This window comes from Pseudomonas sp. ATCC 43928, from assembly GCF_005938665.2.
Taxonomy (GTDB): domain Bacteria; phylum Pseudomonadota; class Gammaproteobacteria; order Pseudomonadales; family Pseudomonadaceae; genus Aquipseudomonas.
The window spans coordinates 2748800-2771304 of record NZ_CP041753.1; the positions used below are offsets into that span (position 1 = coordinate 2748800).

The window sequence follows — 22505 nt, forward strand, 5'->3', positions numbered from 1 at the left end:
GTCCGCTTCAAGAACGAGGGTCAAAGGCATCACGCAACGCCTCGCCAATGAATACCAGCAAAGAAAGAATCAGCGCCAGGGTGAAAAACGCCGTCAGCCCCAGCCACGGCGCTTGCAGGTTCTGTTTGCCTTGGCCAATCAATTCGCCCAGGGACGCACTGCCGGCTGGCATGCCGAAACCGAGGAAATCCAGCGCCGTGAGGGTGGAAATCGCCCCGGTCAGGATGAACGGCAGATAACTCAGGGTGGCGTTCATTGCGTTGGGCAGAATGTGTCGCACGATCACCTTGCGGTCGGTCAGGCCCAACGCACGGGCGGCTTTGACGTATTCCAGGTTACGCCCGCGCAGGAACTCGGCGCGCACTACGTCCACCAGCGCCAGCCAGGAAAACAACGCCATGATCCCCAACAGCCACCAGAAATTCGGCTCGACGAAACCCGACAGAATGATCAGCAGGTACAGCACGGGCAGCCCCGACCAGACTTCCTGCAAGCGCTGACCAAGCAGGTCGACCCAGCCGCCGTAATAGCCCTGCAATGCACCGGCGGCGATACCGATCAAGGCGCTGATAAACGTCAGCATCAGCGCAAACAGGATCGACACCCGTGCCCCGAAAATCACTCGCGCCAGCACGTCCCGGGCCTGATCGTCGGTGCCCAGCCAGTTGACCTTCGACGGCGGACTCGGCGCCGGTTGATTGAGATCGTAATTGGGCGTGTCGTCGCTGAACGGGATCGGCGCAAACAGCATCCAGCCGTCGCCCTTGTGAATCAGCTTCTGCACGTAATCGCTGCGGAAATCGGCCTGAAACGGCAACTGGCCGCCGAATTCTTGCTCGGTGTGGTGTTTGAACGCCGGGAAGTACAGCGAGCCCTGATAACTGAGCACCAGCGGTTGGTCATTGGCGATCAGTTCGCCGCCCAGGGTCAGCAGGAACAAACCGACAAACAACCACAACGACCACCAGCCCCGGCGGTTTTTCTTGAAGCGTTCAAAACGGCGACGGCCCAGCGGCGAGAGTTTGAACATCAGGCGTTCCTCGCGGCGAAGTCGATACGCGGATCGACCAGGGTGTAGCACAGGTCACCGATGATTTTTATCAGCAGGCCGAACAAGGTGAAGATGAACAGCGAACCGAATACCACCGGATAGTCCCGCGATACCGCCGCTTCGTAACTCATGCGACCCAGGCCATCGAGGGAGAAAATCACTTCGATCAGCAGCGAGCCGGCGAAGAAAACGCTGATAAAGGCCTGGGGAATTCCCGAGACCACCAGCAGCATGGCGTTGCGAAACACATGGCCGTAAAGCACCTGGCGTTCGCTCAAGCCCTTGGCCCGGGCGGTGACCACGTACTGGCGGGTGATTTCATTGAGGAAGGAATTTTTGGTGAGGATGGTCAGGGTCGCAAAGCCGCCGACCACTAGCGCCGTTACTGGCAGCACCAGGTGCCAGAAGTAATCGGCGATCTTGCCCACCGTCGACAGCGAATCGAAGTTGTCCGAGACCAGGCCGCGTACCGGAAACCAGTTCAACGAGGTGCCGCCGGCGAAGACCACGATCAGGAACATCGCGAACAGGAACGCCGGCATTGCGTAACCGATGATGATCGCGGTGCTGCTCCAGATATCGAAATGGCTGCCGTGGTGCACGGCCTTGCGGATGCCCAGCGGAATCGACACCAGATAAGTGATCAACGTCGCCCAGAGCCCGAGGGAAATGGTCACCGGCATTTTATCCAGGATCAGGTCGGTGACCGTGGCACCGCGAAAAAAGCTCTTGCCGAAGTCGAGGTGGGCATAGCTCTTGAGCATCAGCCACAAGCGTTCCGGCGCTGGCTTGTCAAAGCCGTATTGCTTTTCGATCTCCTTGATCAGCTGCGGATCGAGCCCACGGCTGGCCCGAGAGCTGCCGTGCATGGTCTCACTGGAACCGCCGCCGATACTCGCGCCACCGATGCCTTGCAAGTGCGCTATGGCCTGTTCCACCGGGCCACCGGGCGCGGCCTGGACGATGGCGAAGTTGACCAGAAGAATGATCACTAAAGTCGGGATGATCAGCAGCAAGCGCCGCAGTACGTAAGCCCACATCAGTGCGACCCTCCGGATTTGCCGCGCTTGATGAGTTCGGCGGTCATCTGTTCGTTGGTCAGGGGTGTGGAGCTGACTTCCCACCAACTCTCGATGGCTTCGTCATTGCTTGCTTGTACAGAGGGAATGCCGAAGCGGTTCCACCACACGGTCGAACTGCCGGGCGGGTAATAGTTGGGAATCCAATAGAAGTTCCATTGCAGGACACGGTCCAGGGCATGGGCGTAGCGCAGCATGTCGGCCTGGGTGTTGGCGCGGACCAGGCCGTTGATCAACGTATCGACCGCCGGGTTCTTCAGCACCATGTAGTTGTTGGAGCCCGGATCGCTGGCCGCCGCCGAGCCAAAGTAGTTGTACAGCTCGTTACCCGGCGAGTTGGTGACCGGGTAGCCGGTGACGATCATGTCGTAGTCCCGGGACATCAGGCGGTTGACGTACTGGGAGGCGTCGATGCGCCGAATGTTCAGGTCGATGCCGATTTGTTTCAGGGTGCGCTTGTAAGGCAGCAGCAATCGGTCCATGCCGTTCTGGCTGATCAGGAAGGTGAAGCTCAGCGGTTGGCCTTCGGCGTTGACCAGTTGATCGCCATCGGGTTTCCAGCCGGCCTGTTCGAGCAGATCCAGTGCTTGCAACTGTTTGTCGCGAATTACGCCGCTGCCATCGGTTTTCGGTGCTTCGAAGACCTGAGTGAAGACTTCGTCGGGGATCTGTCCGCGCAGCGGTTCGAGAATCGCCCGCTCACCCGCGTCGGGCAGTTGTCGGGCGGCGAGCTCGGTGTTGGAAAAGAAACTCTGCTGGCGGATGTACAGGTCGCGCATCATCTGCCGGTTGCTCCATTCGAAATCCCAGAGCATGGCCAGCGCTTGGCGCACGCGGCGGTCCTGGAACATCGGGTTTTGCAAGTTAAATACAAAACCCTGGGACGGTTGTGGTGCCTGTGTCGCCAGGTGGGCTTTTTGCAGGCGGCCGTCGCGCAAGGCCGGACTCTCGTAGCCGATGGAGTAGGCGGTGGCGGAGAACTCGCGGTTGTAGTCATAGGCGCCGCCACGCAGGACCTGACGGGCGACGTCGGTGTCGCCGAAGTACTCGATGCTGAAATGATCGAAGTTGTAGAGGCCGCGGCTGACCGGTAAATCCCTGGCCCACCAGTCGGCGTTACGCTCGAAGGTAATGCTGCGCCCTGAGTCGACCTTGCTCACGCGGTACGGCCCGCTGCCCAGCGGCGGCTCGTAACCGCCACCGTTGGCGAAGTCGCGGGTCTTCCACCAGTGTTCGGGAAGCACCGGCAAAGTGGCGATGTCGAGGGGCAGGGTGCGGTTCTCGTTGCTCTTGAAATCGAACCGAATGGTTCGCGGCGATTCCACTTCGACGCCTTTGACGTCGGCAAATTGCGTGCGATAGCGCAGGCTGCCCTGGGTCATCAGCAGGTCGAAAGTGTAGCGCACGTCTTCGGCGGTGATCGGCTTGCCATCGGCGAAACGGGCCTTCGGGTTCAGGTAGAAACGCAGGGACAGTCCATCGTCGGAACGCTCCATCTGCTGCGCCACCAGGCCGTACACGGTGTAGGGTTCGTCCAGTGAACGCACGGCCAGGGGCGAGTAGATCAAGCCATCGACTTGTGTGACGCCAATCCCTTTGTCGATGTACGGCAGGATGTGGTCGAAATGACCGATTTCCAGCGCCGAGCGACGCATCGTGCCGCCCTTGGGCGCTTGCGGGTTGGTGTAGTCGAAATGACTGAAACCGGCGGGATACTTCGCCGGTTCACCGTACACGGTCAACGCCTGTTGCGGTGCAGCGCTCACACCGGCGGCGCCCAACAGCAGGGCCACGGCAGTGAACAGTAAAGTGGGGAAAGCCAGTCGCATTGTCAGCCTTAGAGCCGGGTGATCGATAAGCACAATTTGTACGCTAGCGGCGCGTCCCTCGCCAGCCGTATCACGTAACGAAAACACAACGGCCCACCAAAAGGCGGGCCGTTGTGGAGAAAACTCAGGGGTTGATCAGTCCTGACGGCTGGTTACTTCCAGCAGGTGGTAACCGAACTGGGTCTTGACCGGGCCTTGCACCACGTTGATTGGCGCGCTGAAAACCACGGTGTCGAATTCCTTGACCATCTGGCCTGGACCGAACGAACCCAGGTCACCGCCCTGGCGGCTTGATGGGCAGCTGGAGTTGGCTTTGGCGACTTCGGCGAAATCGGCGCCGGCTTCGATCTGGGCCTTGAGTTCGTTGCACTTGGCTTCGCTGGAAACCAGGATGTGGCGGGCGGTGGCTTTGGCCATGGGAAAATACTCCATTCAATGTTCAGTAAAGTGCGGAGCCTACCGGATTCAGAGGGCTATTTCTTCTCAAAATGCCGTCCAGCTTAAGGCATTGTCTAAAGCCCGGCATTTCTTAAGCGTTCGGCATGTTGCACATACAGGTCAATGGGGTCGATGCCCTTGCGGACTTGACCTGTGGTCTGGCTGAGGCTGTCCAGATGATCCAGCGGATAGTCGGAACGGATCACTTTACCCAGATGGGAGCTGAACCGGCCGACCATGCCGTCATTCTGCTCGGCTTCGGTGGTGAAGTAGTGGGAGAAGGCCCGCAGGAACCCGTGCAGCGGGTTGAGCGCATAGAGCCCTTCGTCGAGGATGTTTCCCTGCAGGGTGCCGCTCCAGGAGTAGTAGCGTACGCCGTTCACCAGTTCGCGACCCTTGCCGCCCCAGGTTTTCGGCAACCCTTGAGGGTACTTGTCGTTGAATGCGCCGACACCTTCGGTGGTCAGCGCGTTGAGTGCGGCGATGGCGTTCTGCGGCAGGTGCCGGTTGCCGCTGAGCAACGACAGGAAGTCGGCGAACAGGGTGGCCACCGCTCCGGCGACCTGTTCCGGCAGGCGCCCGGGCGTCAGCGCCTTGCGCAGGAAGTCGGCCAGTTCCGAGCCGTGGTTCGGCCCGCTGACCGATGTCACCGAAGCGACCACCTGTGGCGCCAGCGCCCCCGCATATCGTGCAGCCAGTGCGCCCTGGCTGTGACCGATCAGATTGACTTTGCTTGCACCGGTTCCTTGCAGTACCCGTTCGATCTGCACCAGCAACTGTTCGCCACGGGTTTCATTGCTGTGGGTCGCCGACAGGTGCGGGATGAAAACCCTCGCACCGGCGCTTCTCAAGGCCTGTTTGACGTCATGGAACAGTTCGAGTTTGCCGATGCGATCGAAGCCGAAGAGCCCGTGGACCAGCAGGATCGGATAGTCAGTGGTTGCATTCCGTAGCATGTACATTTCCTTTTTCGCAGTAGGTCAGGTGTGTGCTCAAGGGGGCACTCTAAAGCACACCCACCGCTCGGCGATGTATGAAAAAGCCGCTGTAACCTGATGAAAACGGAATAGAAATGGTACGAAAACTCGAATGAGCGTGAGGTCTTGGTCGGAATATCCGGACATCTTTTTAACGATGGCCGAGATATTTCTTTCAATGACCTACCTCTGGTAGGTCATTTTTCCGTGCAAACCGACCCGATCGCGCTGCATCGCGGTTCTCGGCGACACGGCTTACTTTGGCTGCTGAGCGCTTCGTTGTGCACGAAGTCGCTCGGCTCCCTGCAACAACAATTGTTCCGTCCCGGTCCAGCCAAGGCAGCCGTCCGTTACCGACACCCCGTACCGCAACGAAGGGCTCAACGGTTGGCAGCCTTCGAACAGATGACTCTCAATCATCATGCCGACCAGCGAGCGATCACCTTGCAGGCGCTGTTCAAGCACGTCGTTGAACACGGCGGGCTGACGCAACGGATCTTTACCGCTGTTGGCGTGGCTGCAGTCGACCATGATCCGCGCCGGAATCTTGAGTCTGGTCAAGTCGCTGTGCACTTTGGCAATGCTGTCGCGGTCGTAGTTCGGCCCGCGATGGCCACCGCGCAATACCAGGTGAGTGTCGGGGTTGCCCGGTGTCTGGATAATCGCAGGATGGCCCTGGCTGTCGACACCGAAATGGCGGTGCGGATGAGCGGCCGAGCGCATGGCGTCGCTGGCGACAGCCACACCACCATCGGTGCCGTTCTTGAACCCTACCGGCATGCTCAGGCCACTGGCCATTTCCCGATGGATCTGCGATTCGGTGGTGCGGGCGCCGATCGCGACCCAGCTCAGCAGGTCGTCAAAGTAACCGGCGGCCATCGGTTGCAGCAGCTCGGTGGCAACGGGCAGGCCCAGTTGGAGCATTTCGCGCATCAATTCGCGGGACAGGGTCAAACCACCCGCCATGTCATCGCTGCCATCCAGGTGCGGGTCGTAGGCCAGGCCTTTCCAGCCGACCGTGGTGCGGGGTTTTTCGACGTAGGCGCGCATCACCAGCAGCATCTCGTCGCCGACTTGTGCAGACAGACGGGCCAGGTTGGCGGCGTATTCGAGGGCAGAACGTGGGTCGTGAATCGAGCAGGGACCGACGATCACCAGCAGACGGGAGTCTTCACCGTTGAGGATCGCGCGGACGGCCTGGCGGTGGGCGGCGACTTGTTGGGTCAGGGCATTGCTGAGTGGCAGTTGCTGTTTGAGTTGCAATGAGCTGGGCAGACGCAAGGTCAGCGCTTCATTGGCAGGGCTCAAGGTGGACAGCGGCAGAGCAGAGACGGACGAGTTCATATTCGGGCTTCCTGGGCTGGCGGCGGGTTCGTCCCGCGCGCTCGGCCCTAGTGGGGTGTTCGACAATTGGCCGGATTGGCTGCGTGTGTGTGCTTGCCACCTGTGGGTGACCGATCGGAGGCGGCAGGCTGTCCCGAGCGGAAGCTGGTAAATCGCCAGGCGGTAAAAGTGTCGTAACGGTAATAAGTGGCGTAATTCATGTCGTAAATCCTCAAGTTGTCTGGTGTGACGCTAAAAATGTTCAGGGCTGAAAAAACAAAACCCCCGGTCGGGAGGCCGACCGGGGGTAGAGAATTCTCTGGTGGCGACCCGTTTAAAGTGGGCGCCGTGTGGGTATCAGGCGCGCCAGTGGCTAAACCAATACCCAAAATAAAAGCTGACCGAAGCACAAACGTCATTCACCCGGGCAGCCGCATCCGAGCGCGAGGCGCTGGCGGTACGAAGCGGTGAGAGGGCGTTGAACATGGTCTGTCTCCGATGAATGAGCCGAGCTTACTAGAGGCCGGTACGCGGATTCAATCAGAAAATGCTATCGGGCATCACGGGGCGTTTCTATCGGTTGGGTAGGTCGGGAGTTGTGACACACTTTACGCAGCGGGCGGCGTGTAACCGGCGTCCAAACCATCAACGTCACAAGGACGAACCATGACGACACTGACCATCGCCGCCGCACAATCGATCTCTGTCGCCGGTGATCTTGCCGCCAATATTGCCCGGCACCTGCGCTTCATGCAGGTTGCCGCGGAGCAGGGCGTGCAATTGCTGGTGTTTCCAGAACTGTCGCTGACCGGCTACGAGCGCGGTCTGGCAGCGGAGCTGGCCATCGCGCCAGACGCCAGAGTGCTGCAACCTCTGCGCGATTTCGCGCGGGAGGTCGGTGTGACCAGTGTCGTCGGGATGCCGATTCGTCTGTCGGACGATTCGCCGGTGTTGATCGGTGCCCTGGTGTTGGGGGCCGATGGTTTGCTCGAGATCTACAGCAAACAGCATTTGCACCCAGGGGAGGAGGTGGCATTTGCCCCGGGAACAGGCGGTTCGACATTGAAGATCGGCACCGACACCGTCGCGTTGGCGGTATGCGCCGATTTTTCTCACGCCAGTCATGCAGCCGCCGCGGCACGGCAGGGCGCTGATCTTTATGCCGCGGGCGTGTTGATTACAGAAAGCGGCTACGCTCCAGATACCGCACTGTTGCAAGGTTATGCCCGCACCCACTCGATGGCGGTACTGATGGCCAACCATGGTGGCGCAACGGGTGGCTGGGAGTCGGCAGGGCGTAGTGCAATCTGGGCGGCGGACGGCTCGTTGGTTGCGGCGGCACCGGGGACGGGGAATCTCATGGTGGTTGCTCGTCGCAATGCTGACGGCTGGAAGGGGCAAATCGTGACTGTCGCGGAGGCTTGAATGGGGTTCGAATTACGCCCGGCAACGTCTCGTGACCTGGACTTCGCGCGTGACCTGACTTGTCGAAATATGCTGCGCTACTACATTCAACATGAACTGTTGTGGCAGGACGAGGCTTTCGATGTTGCTTGGGAGGGACGCGAAAACTGGCTGATTGTGCGTGATGACACACTGATGGGGTATGTCAGCCTGAGCCGTGACGCCAGCGCCTTGTATATCCGCGAATTGCATTTACTTGAAGCGTGCCGGGGGCAGGGCGCCGGTTCGTGGGTGATCGATCAGGTATTCGCCATGGCCTGCAAGGAACGGCGCCTGGCATTGCGTCTGACCGTATTTGAAAATAATCCGGCAAAAATACTTTACGAGAGAAAAGGACTGAAGGTGGTCGGCAAGGACCAGTGTTTCCTGAGAATGCAGCGTGATATCAATGGACTGCATCGCTGAAACACACTGCCAGCAAGCCTCGCCAGAAGAATTGACACTTTTTATATGCTGCTTTCCGCTAGGTCTGCCAGTCGCTTTTTGCTAAGGTGTCCGGCAACCCAATAAGACCAAATCGCGAGGTGTCTGCTTGATTAGGGTGCTAGTAGTCGATGACCATGATCTCGTTCGTACAGGCATTACACGAATGCTGGCTGACATCGATGGCCTGCAAGTAGTCGGTCAGGCCGAGTCGGGAGAGGAATCCCTGCTCAAAGCGCGTGAGTTGAAACCCGATGTGGTGCTGATGGACGTCAAGATGCCCGGGATCGGCGGTCTTGAAGCCACGCGCAAATTATTGCGCAGTCATCCCGACATCAAAGTCGTCGCGGTCACCGTGTGCGAAGAAGATCCGTTTCCAACCCGCCTGTTACAGGCAGGTGCCGCGGGCTACCTGACCAAGGGCGCCGGATTGCCGGAAATGGTCCAGGCCATTCGCCTGGTGTTTGCCGGGCAACGCTATATCAGCCCGCAAATTGCCCAGCAACTGGCGATCAAATCGTTCCAGCCAACCAACGATTCGCCGTTCGACGCCTTGTCTGAGCGGGAAATCCAGATTGCGTTGATGATTGTCGGCTGTCAGAAGGTGCAGATCATCTCCGACAAACTGTGCCTGTCGCCAAAAACAGCGAATACCTACCGTTACCGTATTTTCGAAAAGCTTTCGATCAGCAGCGATGTCGAGTTGACGCTGTTGGCGGTTCGTCACGGCATGGTTGATGCCAGCCTCTGAAAATGACTGAAACCTTCGATCCAAGTGCTTTTCTGTCGACGGTCAGTGGGCGGCCGGGTGTCTATCGCATGTTCGACAGCGATGCCCGTCTGCTTTATGTCGGCAAAGCCAAGAATCTCAAGAAACGTTTGGCGAGCTACTTCCGCAAAACCGGTCTGGCCCCCAAGACCGCCGCGCTGGTAGGCCGTATCGCCCAGGTCGAAACCACCATCACGGCCAACGAAACAGAGGCCTTGCTACTCGAGCAGACGCTGATCAAGGAATGGCGCCCGCCGTACAACATCCTGCTGCGCGACGATAAGTCCTACCCTTATGTCTTTCTCTCGGATGGCCAGTTTCCGCGCTTGAGCATCCATCGCGGAGCGAAAAAGGCCAAGGGCAAGTATTTCGGCCCTTACCCCAGCGCAGGAGCGATCCGCGAAAGCCTGAGCCTGCTGCAAAAGGCTTTTTTTGTACGTCAGTGCGAAGACAGCTATTACAAGAACCGCACGCGACCTTGCCTGCAATACCAGATCAAGCGCTGCAAGGCGCCGTGTGTCGGCCTGGTCGAGCCCGAAGTGTATGCCGAAGATGTTCGCCACTCGGTGATGTTTCTTGAAGGGCGCAGCAACGCGTTGGCGGACGAGTTGTCCGCGGCCATGGAGGAGGCGGCGGTCAATCTGGAGTTCGAACGTGCCGCCGAATTGCGCGACCAGATTTCATTGCTGCGCCGGGTCCAGGACCAGCAGAGCATGGAAGGCGGGACGGGCGATGTCGATGTGATCGCAGCGTTCGTCAATCCGGGTGGCGCCTGTGTGCACTTGATCAGCGTACGCGGCGGCCGGGTGTTGGGGAGCAAGAACTTCTTCCCGCAGGTGGGTATTGAAGAAGACGTTTCCGAAGTCATGGCGGCGTTTCTCGGTCAGTACTTCATCAGCAGCCCCGAACGCGACTTGCCGAGCGAGCTGATCGTCAACGTGGTTCACGAAGACTTTCCGACCCTGATTGCGGCCATTGAAGAGCTGCGCGGTCGTGAACTGACCATCAGTCATCGTGTACGGGGCACCCGCGCGCGCTGGCAGCAATTGGCGGTCACCAATGCCGAGCAGGCTCTGGGTGCACGTCTGGCGAACCGGCAACACGTCGCGGCACGTTTTGATGCCCTGGCCGAAGTACTGAGCCTGGACGAGCCGCCGCAACGTCTCGAGTGCTACGACATCAGTCATTCCAGTGGCGAGGCCACCGTGGCGTCCTGCGTGGTGTTCGGCCCGGAAGGCCCGATCAAGTCCGACTACCGCCGCTACAACATCGAAGGCGTCACGCCAGGCGACGACTATGCCGCGATGCACCAGGCCCTGACCCGACGCTTCAGCAAGTTGAAGGACGGGGAGGGCAAACTGCCGGACATTCTGCTGGTCGACGGCGGTAAAGGTCAGCTGTCGATGGCCCGTGACGTGCTCAATGAGCTGGCCGTGCCCGACCTGATTCTGCTGGGCGTGGCCAAGGGGGCGACGCGCAAGGCCGGTTTCGAAACCTTGTACCTCAACGATGCGGCCCATGAATTCACCTTGCGCGGTGATTCCCCCGCGCTGCATTTGATCCAGCAGATCCGCGACGAAGCTCACCGTTTTGCCATCACCGGGCACCGTGCACGGCGCGGTAAAACCCGCCGCACCTCGACGCTCGAGGGGGTTGCTGGTGTCGGACCGACACGTCGACGGGATTTGTTGAAACATTTTGGTGGATTGCAGGAGCTGTCTCGTGCCAGCATCGAAGAGATCGCCAAAGCACCCGGGATCAGTAAAAAGCTCGCAGAGTTGATTTATGCAAATCTGCACAGCGAGTAGAATGCCCAACTCACCTCGTAGCCAGTTGTGTCGATGAATATCCCTAATCTGATTACCGTTCTACGCGTCCTGCTCATCCCGATCTTCATTTTGCTGTTTTACTTGCCTTACCACTGGAGCTATCTGGCGTCGGCTTCGGTTTTTGCCTTTGCCGCCGCGACCGACTGGCTGGACGGGTATCTGGCCCGACGTCTGGAACAAAGCACACCGTTCGGGGCTTTCCTCGATCCTGTTGCGGACAAGCTGATGGTCGCCGTTGCGCTGGTGCTGCTGGTGCAAGAACACGGCAACCTGTGGCTCACACTGCCGGCCGCCGTCATCATCGGTCGCGAGATCGTCGTATCGGCGCTGCGCGAGTGGATGGCCGAACTCGGCGCCCGTGCCCATGTGGCGGTATCGAACCTGGGCAAATGGAAAACCGCCGCGCAAATGCTGGCGCTGGTGATCCTGCTGGCCAATCCGTCGGACTTCAGCTTCTGGGTCCTGATGGGCTACGCTTTGCTGATGGTGTCCGCTGGCCTGACCTTGTGGTCCATGGTCCAGTACTTGCGGGCCGCCTGGCCGCATCTGAAGACGGATGTGGAAAAGAAATAAAACTTTTTTGAATCAAGGGGTTGACGGGGCATCTGGATTCTATAGAATGCGCCTCACCAAGACGCGGGAATAGCTCAGTTGGTAGAGCACGACCTTGCCAAGGTCGGGGTCGCGAGTTCGAGTCTCGTTTCCCGCTCCAAATACAGAAAAACGCCACTCATTGAGTGGCGTTTTTTTTTGCGCGCTATTTTGTTGTCAGCATTGAAAAAAGAGGCTTTTGCCTCTTTTTTCGTTCCAGCGAGTTCTGCTGAAAACCATTATCAGCCACGCTTTTTTTTGTACGTTAAAACGTACATCGAAATCCTAGCTGAAGCGTCAGTACTACGTTGCTCATTTATCGTGCGTTCACAGAAGCGAATTCGCTACACTGAAAAGCTAAATTATTGGGGCGTTGTTAATCGCCGGTGCAGCGTGTACAAGCGGCATTGTCATCACTGTTGGCATCTGCCCATACATGCTTAGAACGGAATTTTGTCTCAGCATGCATGACCAGTAGGGCGGCAGAGTCAGCGCGTTGTCACAGCCGTAGCCAGACCTGAATACTCCTGCATTGCATCCTCCAACGCCCCCCGAAAATACGCTTTCGACGCCCGATCACAAAGGATGTGCAAACTCGCCTGATGCGCGGTACCGGCGTTGATCACGATCACGTTGATGCGCGCCGCCGACGTCTGTGCCACCGTCCCCGGACCGAATGTCTGGGGACTCAAGTCAGCGCCACAGAGCTTGGCCATCACCTCGCTCGGACATTCCCCTGTCAGCTGAAACCAGGCATGACTGTCCTGACGCGGCAGCAGGTAATTGGCCTGATGATCGAGTTCCCAGCGGGCTTCTTCATCGGCCATCCGTTCGCCCTGATCTTCTGGACTGCCCAGCAGTAAGTACTCGGTCTGCGACAGTCGCGCAACTAGGCTGCCATCGGCCTGGGCCACGGCGCGGTTGGGCGCGTCCGGCAGGACGAAGCCTCGGTTGCGCAAGTACTCGGCACTGTGTGCGCCGCGAAAGCCGACCCGAGGCAGGTCGGTCAGGTCCACCAGGCAGTACTCCGGCGAAGGCGCCAGGGCTTGCTGACTGACGCTAGGTTGTTCTCTCAGACTGGTCATGACTCAAAGTTCCTGGCGTTGATTATCGGGATCGAAGAAAGGCAATTTCACCACTTCGGCCTGGACCACGATGCCGCCTTCGACGCGGATCGGAATCCGTTGCCCAGGCGTGCTCTGGTCGATGCCGGCGTAGGCCAGGCCGATGATCTTGCCCAGAGAGGCGGAATATTCGCAGGAGGTGACGTTGCCGCTGATGTCCGGGCCGTTGAGCACCAGATGGCCTTCCAGTGGTTGTGGGCTGCCCTTGGGCAAGGTGAAACCGACCAGTTTGCGTTTCAGCGGCTGGGCTTCGAGGATGTCCACCGAGCGGCGACCGACGAAGAATGGTTTGGTGCGACTGACCGCCCAGCCCATGTCGATTTCCGCGGGGTGGGTCATGCCGTCAGTGTCCTGACTGATGATCACATGGCCTTTTTCCAGACGTAGCAGGCGTTGGGTTTCCACGCCGAACGGGCGGATGTCATGCACCTTGCCGGCCTCCATCAGCGCGTCCCAGAGCTTGAGTCCGTGGCGCGCCGGGACGTGGATTTCATAGCCCAGTTCGCCGACAAAACCGACCCGCAGCAACCGAGCCTTGATGCCTGCCACCGTGCCCTGGCGCACTCCCAGATAAGGGAACGCTTCGGCACTCAGGTCCAGGTCGCTGCAGACCTGTTCCAGTACCTTGCGCGAGTCGGGGCCGGCGACGTTGACCGCGCAGATAGCCGCGGTGACGTTGGCAACGTCCACGTCAAGGCGCCATTGCGCATTCCACTTGAGCATCTGCTGATAGATTCGGTCGACACCGCTGGTGGTGGCGGTGACGTAGAAATGGTTCTCGGCAAACCGCGCGCAGACGCCGTCGTCGATCACCACCCCGTGCTCATTGGTCATTAGCGCGTAGCGGGAACGGCCGACTGGCTGCTTGAGGAACGCAAAGGTGTACATCCGGTTGAGCAGTTCGGCGGCGTCCGGACCGCGCACATCGAGGCCGCCCAGGGTCGAGACGTCAATGAGGCCAACCTTGTTGCGCACGTGCAGGGCTTCGGCCTGCATGCACGCCTCGCGATCCTTGGCGCTGCCGTAGTAGGCCGGACGTTGCCAGATGCCGGCGGGCATCATCTTCGCCCCGGCTTGCAAATGGCGCGCATGCATCGGCGTTTGCCGATAGGGATCAAAAGCGCGACCGGCGACATGTGCCAGTTTCTCGGCAACAAAGGGCGGCCGAGCGGTGGTCACCCCGGTTTCGCTGATGTTGCGCTGGGTCGCCCAAGCCACCAGACGCGCAGTCGGCAGTGCCGAATGTCGTCCCTGGGACGGGCCCATGCCTACGGTGGAGTAGCGCTTGACCAGTTGCACGTCGCGGTAGCCGATTTTCGTTGCATTGACGATGTCGGCCACTTGCAGATCCTCGTCAAAGTCGACGAAATCCTTGCCCTTGGGATGAGGGAAAATCGGCCAGTTGAAGTTGACCCGAGCTTCGCCGCTGAACGGCGCGCGTTGCGCGCCGACTGTCAGGCCGAGGGCGAGGGCGGCGTCAGTACCGGCATTCACGCCGTCGGCGATCACGTTGTCCAGTTGGTGGCGACCATTGACCGAACCGGCAACGGCGAGGTTCTGTGGCAGGCCATTGAGAGTGAACTCCGCACGCTGGTCGTCATAGGCCAGTTTGCCGCCGGCCTGGCACAGCAGTTGATAGACCGGCATGTAACCGGCTGACATGCACAGCAAATCGCAATCCAGGTGGTGCCCACTGTCGGCGACCTGACCCTGTGCGGTGATCTTGCGCACGTCGACGCCAGTGACATGGCGCATGCCTTTTTCGTACAGGGCTTCGTACACCGTACTGTTGCTCAAACAACGAATTTTGCGCTTGGCCAACGCTTCGGACAGGGCTGCGTCGCCGGGTCCTGTACGGAGGTCCACCAGAGCGGCCACTTCCACGCCTTGATCATGCAGATCGAGGGCGGCGAGATAACCATCATCGTTACCCGTCAGCACCACGGCGCGTTTGCCGGGTTTGACCGCATACAGCTTCATCAGCCGTTGCGCGGCGCTGGTCAGCATCACGCCCGGCAGGTCGTTGTTGCGAAAGATCACCGGTTGGTCGAAAGAGCCGCTGCACACCAGGCACTGGCGGGCACGCACCTTGTACAGGCGCTTGCCCTGAATCACCGGCAGGTAGTTGTCGGTGAACCAGGCGTTGCAGGTAGCTTCTGTGAGTATCTGGATGTTGGCGTGCTGTTGCACCGCAGCGAGCAATTCGCGGCGTAGGTTTTCTGCTCTTTTACCTTCGATATCGAAGCGGGCATAGGTCAGCGAGCCGCCGAGAATTGGCTGCTGCTCGATGAGTAGAACCTTGGCTCCGGCATTCGCTGCAGTGAGGGCCGCGTACAGGCCGGCGGGTCCTGCGCCGATCACCGCCAGATCGGTGAACAGATATGCTTTGTCGTAATACTCGGGCTGGAAGGTCAGGTCGAGCACGCCGAGGCCAGCCTTTTTGCGAATGATCGGTTCCCAGACCTTCCACATGCCTTTGGGTTTGTAGAACGAGCGGTAGTAGAACCCCACTGGCATGAATTTGGAAAACTTGCCCAGGTAAGCATCGCGGTCATTGTCCAGCGAGCCATTGACGTTCTGCGCCGTGACTTGCAAGCCGGCGGACAAAGCGTGTGCATCGGCCAGGACGTTAGGTTCTTCGGGCAGTTGCACCAGACTGTTGGCGTCTTGGCCGGCCATGGTCAGCGGGCCACGCGGGCGATGGTATTTGAACGAACGGGAAATCAGGAAGCGTCCGTTGGCCAACAAGGCGCTGGCGATGCTGTCGCCTTGCAAGCCCTGATAACGGTCGCCGTCGAAACTGAAATCCAGCGGCTGATCGCGGTTAATCAGCAGGCCCATGGGGGCGGGTAGGCGGTTCATCCTGCGATCTCCTTGGCAATTGCGCTGAACTCGACACGGGTGCTGAACAGTTCTTTAGGGTCGAAGGTGTGCAGGATTTCATCGCTGACGGTGTGACGTTCTGCCAGAAACCAGTAGCTGGACGGTGTATGCATCCACCATTCGCGCACCACGCCGGCGAGGTTGTCGGTGTTGAACACGTAGTCGGCCCATTCGGCATCGCTGCAATTAACTGGGTCGGGCATTGGCTTGAACTCACCGCCATAGGTGAACTCGCTGATGTTGCGCGGCCCGTTGAGCGGGCAATTCATGATTTTCATCGTCTGCTCTCCGTCAGTGGCTGGCCGCCGTGGCGCCCATTTCGTTGACTTGCTGGAAGGTCGAAAAGCGTTCGAGACCAAAGGGCTTGATCAACTCCGGCACCTTGCCGCCGCTGGCGACCAACTCGGCCATGGTCTTGCCGCAGATCGGCGTAGCTTTGAAGCCCCAGGTGCCCCAGCCAGCGTCGAGGTAGTAGTTCTTCACCGGCGACAGGCCCATGATCGGGCTGTAATCCGGGGTCATGTCAGTAATGCCGGCCCATTGGCGCATCAGCTTGGCGTTGGCCAGGAACGGGAACATCTCGATGGCGTGGGCCAGCAAGCTTTCCTTGAGGTCCAGGGTCGACCGAGTGTTGAACAATGGATAGGGATCGGAGCCGCCGCCGAACACCACTTCGCCACGACTGGTTTGCTGCACGTAGCAGTGCAGGGCGGAGGAGCTCACCAGCGGGTCGAGAAACGGCTTGAACGGCTGCGTGACCATCGCTTGCAGCGGGAAGGTCTGGATCGGCGAACGAATCCCGGCCTTGGCCATCAGCAAGGAACTGTGCCCGGCAATCGCCTGCACCGCGCAACCACATTTAATCGTGCCGCGGTTGGTTTTGACGGCGGTGATCGCGCCGTTCTCGATGATCAGGTCCTGGACTTCGGTGAGCTGATGGATTTCCACCCCGCGCTTGGCCGCCTGTTTGGCGTACCCCCAGGCCACGGCGTCGTGGCGTGCGGTGGCGCCGTCGATGTGCCAGAGCCCGGCGAGCACCGGCAAGTGGCCGGGATCGAGGTTGAGACTGGGCACCAGCTCGCGGATCTGCTGGCGGTCGATCATCTCGGTACGGCCGCCGAAGTGTTTGTTGACCTCGGCGCGCTGACGGAACGAACGCACCGTGGCATCGGTGTGGGCCAGGGTCAGTTGGCCGCGCTCGGAGTACATGATGTTGAAATCGAACTCGTTGGACAGCCCCTGAAACATTCGCACCGACTCGGCATAAAAGCGTACGCCCTCACTGGTCAGGTAGTTGGAGCGGATCACTGCAGTGTTGCGAGCCGTGTTGCCGCCGCCCAGATAGGACTTTTCCAGCACCGCGATGTTGGTGATGCCGTGGTACTTGGCCAGGTAATAAGCGGTGGCCAGGCCATGGCCGCCAGCACCGATGATCACCACGTCATAGCTCGGCTTGAGTTCCTTCGGTGGCGGCAAATCCACTTCCACCGGGTACTCCGAACTCAGCCCGTACTTCAATAGATTGAATGGCATAGGGCCTCCGATTGGCTGCGTAGGGCCTGGTGTTGCGCAACGGCTGCGCTGACGGTGTTTTTCATCAGAAAGGCGATGGTCATCGGGCCGACACCACCGGGTACCGGGGTGATCGCCGCGACGTGGGGCAGAGCACTGTCGAAGTCGACGTCGCCCACCAGACGGCTGCGACCATCGTCGTCGATGCGATTGATGCCGACGTCGATCACCACCGCGCCGGGCTTGAGCCAGCCGGCATCGATCAGCCGCGGCCGACCCACGGCGGCAATGACGATGTCGGCCTGACGGCACAGGGCTTGCGCATCGCGACTGCGCGAATGCAGCACAGTCACCGAGCAGTCAGCCTTGAGCAGCAGCGCGGCCATGGGCTTGCCGACGATGTTCGAGCGACCAACCACCACCGCATGCTTGCCGCGCAGGTCGCCGCAGGTTTGCTCCAGCAAATACAGGCAGCCGCTGGGGGTGCAGGGCGCAAGCACGGTGCGACCCTGGCTGAGTCCGCCGACGTTCTGGCTATGAAAACCGTCGACGTCCTTGTCCGGGTCGATGGCCTCCAGTGCACGTAATTCGTCGATATGCGCCGGTAACGGCAGTTGCAAGAGAATGCCGTTGATCGAGTGGTCGGCATTCAGGCAGGCAATCAAATTGAGTAGCTGTTCGGTGCTGGTGTCCGTAGACAACCGGTGCTCCACGGAGCGGATACCGACCTCTTCGGTGCGCAGGATTTTGTTGCGCACGTAGACCTGGCTGGCCGGGTCGCTGCCCACCAGAATTACGGCCAGTGCCGGTTGAATGTCTTGCTCGCGCAGGCTGTCCACGTCCTCGCGGACCTGTGCCAACACACGGGCGGCGGCGGCTTTGCCGTCAATCAGTCGGGGCGCGTTCACCGGAAGATCACCGTTCTGTCCTGGTTGAGGAAAACCCGGTGTTCCAGGTGGTACTTGACCGCTTTGGACAGGGCCACGGTTTCGGTGTCACGCCCGGTAGCCACCAAATCGTCGGGCAGATAGACGTGATCGACGCGCTGCACTTCCTGCTCGATGATCGGCCCCTCGTCGAGGTCGCTGGTGACGTAATGCGCCGTGGCGCCGATCAGTTTCACACCACGCTGGTAGGCCTGGTGATAGGGCTTCGCGCCTTTGAACCCGGGCAGGAACGAATGGTGGATGTTGATCGCCCGGCCCGAGAGTTGCTTGCACAAATCGTCGGAGAGGATTTGCATGTAGCGCGCCAGCACCACCAGTTCGGTGCGAGTGTCGTCGACGATCTTCATCAACTCGGTTTCTTGTTGCACCTTAGTGTCTTTGGTGACTGGCAGGTAGATGAAGCGAATGCCCTCGCGTTCGGCCATGGGCCGCAGGTCGAGGTGGTTGGAGACGATGGCGGTGATGGTCATGTCCATCTCGCCCTTGTGGTAGCGGTAGAGCAGGTCGGTCAGGCAGTGGTCGAACTTGCTGACCATCAGCAGTACGCGCATCGGTTCACGGGTATCGTGCAATTCCCAGGTCATGTCGAACGCTTGGGCGACGTCGGCGAAACCATCCTTGATCTGCTGAATATCGCCCTGGTGGCCGTCGTTGAAACGGAACACCGCGCGCATGAAAAAACGGCCGCTGAAGTCGTCGTCGAATTGCGCCATCTCCCCGATGTAGCAACCGTTGTCCGCCAGGTAGGTGGTGACGGCAGCGACAATGCCAGACACCGCGGGACAGGTGATCTTGATAATGAAATGGTTTTTTTCGTGTTGCATGACACGTCCTCGGGATGATGGCGGCAGCTCATCGCATAGCGAAAAAAATCATCAGCGGACAGCAGGCTCATCCATGAGCGCATTTTCTTGTGGGGAATAATATATTCCTGTTGGTGGCTTTATAGGGGAATGGCCGCGTGGCGTCCAGATCTTTTGTGAAAGTTTTTTAACTGGCAGGAAAAAGCGTGAGGTCGGCATGAGCCGACCCCAAGGCATCTGAAAAGCGAGGGAGAGGGGGGCGTTACTCTTTGTCGTTGCCGTAATTCATGATCGACAGCATACGGATCGGCACCTGCACCAGTTGCTCGGGGCCATGGGGAATTTCCCCTTCGAAGGTCAGGCTGTCGCCGGCTTCCATGCGGTACAGCTGATTGCCGTGGCGATAAATCAGTTCGCCTTCCAGCAAGTGCAGGAATTCGGTGCCCGGGTGGGAGAAGGTCGGAAACTCTTCACTCGCGTCATCCATGCTCACCATGTACGCCTCGAAACTCTTCTTCGGCCCACGGGTGTGATTGAGCAGATGGTAGGTGTGACCTTTCTCGGTCCCTCGCCGAACCACTTCCATCCCCTGATCAGCCTTGACCAACAACGCGCTGCCATCTTGCTGGTCGTATTCGCTGAACAATTTCGACAACGGCAGGCCCAGCACGTCGCACAGACGGCTCAGGGTATCGAGGCTGGTGGACACCTGGGCGTTTTCGATCTTGCTCAGCATGCCCTGGCTGATATCGGCGATCTTGGCTACATCGGACAGTTTCAGATCCTGCGCCTGGCGTTGGCGCTTGATCTGCAAACCCAGGTATTGCTCAAGCTTGAGGCGCGGGGCGGTTTCGGTCGGCATAGTCATCAGATCCTGCACACTTTCCGTTCGGTAATATTAGTTTCGCACTGAGAAAGTGCAAATCGCGGCGCTCAGCTCGCATCCATTGGGCGGTATTCCCACTGGGAAAAGAATTTTCCCATATATACAGCACAAAAGCGCTTTTCTCGGCGAATCAACGCTTCACTCGCGAATCTGGCAAGGGCCTTGCATTCCTAGTGGGAAACTAACTTTCTTTTTAGGAATAAAAAGTCAGTCAAGGCCCATCCACAATGTTTTGCCTTTCGCGAGGAGTGACGAGCAATGTTGCCAGCAGAAACCCAGCGCATCATCGACAAGCACGGGATCAAGTATGTGCTTGCGCAGTTTGTGGATATACACGGGGCGGCCAAAACCAAGTCGGTGCCCATCTGTGGGCTCAAGGCTGTTGCCGAGGAAGGAGCGGGGTTTGCCGGGTTCGCGATCAGCGGCATGGGCATGGAACCTCACGGCCCGGACTTTATGGCCCGTGGCGATCTGTCGACGCTGACGGCAGTGCCCTGGCAACCGGGTTACGGGCGGGTGGTGTGCATCGGCCACGTCGACGGCAAGCCCCATCCCTATGACAGCCGTTATGTGCTGCAGCAACAAGTGCAACGCCTGGAAGAAAAGGGTTGGACCCTCAACACTGGTCTGGAGCCCGAGTTCAACCTGATGCGCCGCGACGAGCAGGGCAAGCTGCAACTGGTCGACCTCAGCGACAACCTGGACAAGCCTTGCTACGACTACAAAGGCCTGTCGCGCTCCCGGGTGTTTCTTGAACGCCTGACGGAAGCTTTGCAGGCGGTGGATTTCGAGGTCTATCAAATCGACCATGAGGACGCCAACGGCCAGTTCGAAATCAACTACACCTACAGCGACGCCATGACCTCGGCGGACCGCTTCACCTTCTTCCGCATGGCCGCCGGCGAGATTGCCAATGACCTGGACATGATCTGCTCGTTCATGCCCAAACCAGACCCGAAACGTGCCGGCAACGGCATGCACTTTCACCTGTCGATCAGCAGCGCCGAGAACAAGAACCTGTTCCATGACGCCAGCGACCCGAGCGGCATGGGCCTGTCGAAAATGGCTTATCACTTCGCCGCCGGTCTGCTGGCCCACGGCCCGGCGCTATGTGCCTTCGCCGCGCCGACGGTCAACTCCTACAAGCGTCTGGTGGTGGGCAACTCGTTGTCCGGCGCGACCTGGGCGCCGGCCTTTATTGCCTTCGGCGCAAACAACCGTTCGGCGATGGTGCGGGTGCCTTACGGCCGCCTCGAATTCCGCCTGCCGGACGCCGGTTGCAATCCCTATCTGGTCAGCGCCGCGATCATTGCGGCCGGCCTGGATGGCGTCGACCGTCAGCTGGAAATCGACCAGGTTTGCAATGAAAACCTCTACAGCCTGAGCCTGGAGCAGATCGCTGCACGGGGCATCAAGACTTTGCCGCAATCGCTCAAGGAAGCCTGCGATGCGCTGGAAGCCGACCCGTTGTTCGCCGAGGTGCTGGGTCCGCAGATCGTCGGCGAGTTCATCAAGCTCAAGCGCATGGAGTGGGTGGAATACAGCCGCCACGTCTCCGACTGGGAAATCCAGCGCTACACCGAATTTTTCTAACACTGAGTTGTGACAACCATTCGGGCACCCGGCATGGCGTCGAGTGTTCACTGCCTCCGAAGGAGACTTGATATGTGTGGAATCGTAGGTCTTTATCTGAAAAATCCACAGCTGGAATCTCAGCTCGGCCAGCTGTTTGAACCCATGTTGCAGGCCATGACCGATCGTGGCCCGGACAGTGCCGGCTTCGCCATTTACGGCGATGAAGTCGCCGATGGCTGGGTCAAGCTGACCCTGCAGGCGACCACCGAAGGCTTCGACTGGACAACCCTGATGGGTGAGCTGGAAGGGCGCCTCGGCTGCTCGCTGGACTGGTTCCAGAACGCCAACGCCGCCGTGCTCAAGGTCAATGCCGAAGAGGCGCCGGTACGCTTGGCCCTCGCTGAGCTGGCGCCGAGCGTACGCATTATGAGCGCTGGACAAAGCATCGAAATCCTTAAGGGTATGGGCTTGCCCCAGGAGATTTCCCAACGCTTTGGCCTGGCCGGCATGAAGGGCAGCCACATCATCGGCCACACCCGGATGGCCACCGAAAGCGCGGTGACCATGGAAGGCAGCCACCCGTTCTCCACCGGCGCCGACCTGTGCCTGGTGCACAACGGCTCGCTGTCCAACCACTTCCGCCTGCGTCAGGAACTTAAGCGCGAAGGCATTCACTTCGAGACCGACAACGACACCGAAGTCGCCGCCGGCTACCTGACCTGGCGCCTGCAACAGGGCGACTCGCTGAAGGAGGCACTGGATCATTCGCTGGAGGATCTGGACGGCTTCTTCACCTTCGCCATCGGTACCCGTAACGGTTTTGCGGTGATCCGCGATCCGATCGCCTGCAAGCCGGCGATCCTCGCCGAGACGGAGGACTACGTCGCTATGGCTTCCGAATACCAGGCGCTGTCGAGCCTGCCGGGGATCGAACACGCGAGGGTCTGGGAACCGGCACCGGCCACTATGTACATCTGGGAACGCGAGTCAGCTTAAGGGGCG

Annotated in this window: 20 protein-coding genes and 1 tRNA gene; 8 read left to right on the top strand and 13 right to left on the bottom strand. The window is 59.5% G+C overall.

What is annotated here, in order from left to right; genetic code table 11:
• Window positions 1-7: 7 nt before the first annotated feature.
• The 6 genes from FFH90_RS12740 to FFH90_RS12765 form a co-directional block, all read right to left on the bottom strand.
• On the bottom strand, window positions 8-1030 hold the full coding sequence (locus FFH90_RS12740; RefSeq protein ID WP_018927669.1) for an ABC transporter permease: 1023 nt from the start codon (window positions 1028-1030) through the stop codon (window positions 8-10).
• Window positions 1030-2091, bottom strand: coding sequence for a microcin C ABC transporter permease YejB (locus FFH90_RS12745; protein ID WP_064617099.1), 1062 nt, complete (start codon window positions 2089-2091; stop codon window positions 1030-1032). Before FFH90_RS12745 ends, FFH90_RS12740 begins: the two co-directional genes overlap by 1 nt.
• Window positions 2091-3959, bottom strand: coding sequence for an extracellular solute-binding protein (locus tag FFH90_RS12750; protein ID WP_138867285.1), 1869 nt, complete (start codon window positions 3957-3959; stop codon window positions 2091-2093). The genes FFH90_RS12745 and FFH90_RS12750 overlap by 1 nt, the downstream gene beginning before the upstream one ends.
• Window positions 3960-4094: 135 nt before the next feature.
• A complete protein-coding gene (locus FFH90_RS12755) occupies window positions 4095-4376 on the bottom strand; it encodes a peptidylprolyl isomerase (protein WP_007933754.1) in 282 nt (93 codons plus the stop codon).
• A 95-nt stretch (window positions 4377-4471) separates the two neighbouring features.
• On the bottom strand, window positions 4472-5353 hold the full coding sequence (locus FFH90_RS12760) for a triacylglycerol lipase (protein WP_019649160.1): 882 nt from the start codon (window positions 5351-5353) through the stop codon (window positions 4472-4474).
• A 276-nt stretch (window positions 5354-5629) separates the two neighbouring features.
• The gene (locus FFH90_RS12765; protein ID WP_138867286.1) at window positions 5630-6718 is read right to left on the bottom strand and encodes a 3-deoxy-7-phosphoheptulonate synthase; all 1089 of its coding nucleotides are present in this window, start codon (window positions 6716-6718) and stop codon (window positions 5630-5632) included.
• A 645-nt stretch (window positions 6719-7363) separates the two neighbouring features.
• On the opposite strand from FFH90_RS12765, the gene FFH90_RS12770 reads away from it, so the two are divergent.
• The 6 genes from FFH90_RS12770 (at window position 7364) to FFH90_RS12795 (ending at window position 11894) form a co-directional block, all read left to right on the top strand.
• The gene (locus FFH90_RS12770; protein ID WP_111454607.1) at window positions 7364-8122 is read left to right on the top strand and encodes a carbon-nitrogen hydrolase family protein; all 759 of its coding nucleotides are present in this window, start codon (window positions 7364-7366) and stop codon (window positions 8120-8122) included.
• A complete protein-coding gene (locus FFH90_RS12775; protein WP_138867287.1) occupies window positions 8123-8566 on the top strand; it encodes a GNAT family N-acetyltransferase in 444 nt (147 codons plus the stop codon).
• Window positions 8567-8693: 127 nt separating this feature from the next.
• Window positions 8694-9335: a UvrY/SirA/GacA family response regulator transcription factor gene (gene uvrY, locus FFH90_RS12780; RefSeq protein WP_138867288.1), complete on the top strand. Its 642-nt coding sequence runs from the start codon at window positions 8694-8696 to the stop codon at window positions 9333-9335.
• A gap of 2 nt (window positions 9336-9337) precedes the next feature.
• Window positions 9338-11161: an excinuclease ABC subunit UvrC gene (gene uvrC / locus FFH90_RS12785; RefSeq protein ID WP_007933764.1), complete on the top strand. Its 1824-nt coding sequence runs from the start codon at window positions 9338-9340 to the stop codon at window positions 11159-11161.
• 33 nt (window positions 11162-11194) lie between these two features.
• Window positions 11195-11755, top strand: a complete 561-nt coding sequence (gene pgsA / locus FFH90_RS12790; RefSeq protein WP_007933765.1) for a CDP-diacylglycerol--glycerol-3-phosphate 3-phosphatidyltransferase — start codon at window positions 11195-11197, stop codon at window positions 11753-11755.
• A 63-nt stretch (window positions 11756-11818) separates the two neighbouring features.
• Window positions 11819-11894, top strand: a tRNA-Gly gene (locus FFH90_RS12795).
• A gap of 367 nt (window positions 11895-12261) precedes the next feature.
• Here FFH90_RS12795 and FFH90_RS12800 read toward each other — a convergent pair.
• From FFH90_RS12800 to FFH90_RS12830, 7 genes are all read right to left on the bottom strand, one after another.
• On the bottom strand, window positions 12262-12858 hold the full coding sequence (locus tag FFH90_RS12800) for a sarcosine oxidase subunit gamma (protein ID WP_111454605.1): 597 nt from the start codon (window positions 12856-12858) through the stop codon (window positions 12262-12264).
• Between the two features lie 3 nt (window positions 12859-12861).
• Window positions 12862-15759, bottom strand: coding sequence for a 2Fe-2S iron-sulfur cluster-binding protein (locus tag FFH90_RS12805; RefSeq protein ID WP_138867289.1), 2898 nt, complete (start codon window positions 15757-15759; stop codon window positions 12862-12864).
• Window positions 15756-16058 carry a sarcosine oxidase subunit delta gene (locus tag FFH90_RS12810; protein WP_138867290.1) on the bottom strand — a complete coding sequence of 101 codons (303 nt, stop codon included), beginning with the start codon at window positions 16056-16058 and terminating at the stop codon, window positions 15756-15758. The genes FFH90_RS12805 and FFH90_RS12810 overlap by 4 nt, the downstream gene beginning before the upstream one ends.
• Window positions 16059-16071: 13 nt before the next feature.
• Complete coding sequence (locus FFH90_RS12815; RefSeq protein ID WP_105341124.1) at window positions 16072-17313, bottom strand: FAD-dependent oxidoreductase; 1242 nt, start codon at window positions 17311-17313, stop codon at window positions 16072-16074.
• Window positions 17295-18200 carry a bifunctional methylenetetrahydrofolate dehydrogenase/methenyltetrahydrofolate cyclohydrolase FolD gene (folD, locus tag FFH90_RS12820; RefSeq protein ID WP_138867291.1) on the bottom strand — a complete coding sequence of 302 codons (906 nt, stop codon included), beginning with the start codon at window positions 18198-18200 and terminating at the stop codon, window positions 17295-17297. The genes FFH90_RS12815 and folD overlap by 19 nt, the downstream gene beginning before the upstream one ends.
• The gene (gene purU, locus FFH90_RS12825) at window positions 18197-19063 is read right to left on the bottom strand and encodes a formyltetrahydrofolate deformylase (protein ID WP_111454602.1); all 867 of its coding nucleotides are present in this window, start codon (window positions 19061-19063) and stop codon (window positions 18197-18199) included. Before purU ends, folD begins: the two co-directional genes overlap by 4 nt.
• A gap of 241 nt (window positions 19064-19304) precedes the next feature.
• Window positions 19305-19904, bottom strand: a complete 600-nt coding sequence (locus FFH90_RS12830) for a helix-turn-helix domain-containing protein (protein WP_018927696.1) — start codon at window positions 19902-19904, stop codon at window positions 19305-19307.
• A gap of 282 nt (window positions 19905-20186) precedes the next feature.
• Between FFH90_RS12830 and glnT the strand changes: the two genes are divergently transcribed.
• Together glnT and FFH90_RS12840 are read left to right on the top strand one after the other, a co-directional pair.
• A complete protein-coding gene (gene glnT / locus FFH90_RS12835) occupies window positions 20187-21521 on the top strand; it encodes a type III glutamate--ammonia ligase (RefSeq protein ID WP_018927697.1) in 1335 nt (444 codons plus the stop codon).
• A 72-nt stretch (window positions 21522-21593) separates the two neighbouring features.
• Window positions 21594-22499 carry a glutamine amidotransferase family protein gene (locus FFH90_RS12840; protein WP_018927698.1) on the top strand — a complete coding sequence of 302 codons (906 nt, stop codon included), beginning with the start codon at window positions 21594-21596 and terminating at the stop codon, window positions 22497-22499.
• The last annotated feature ends 6 nt before the right edge of the window (window positions 22500-22505 follow it).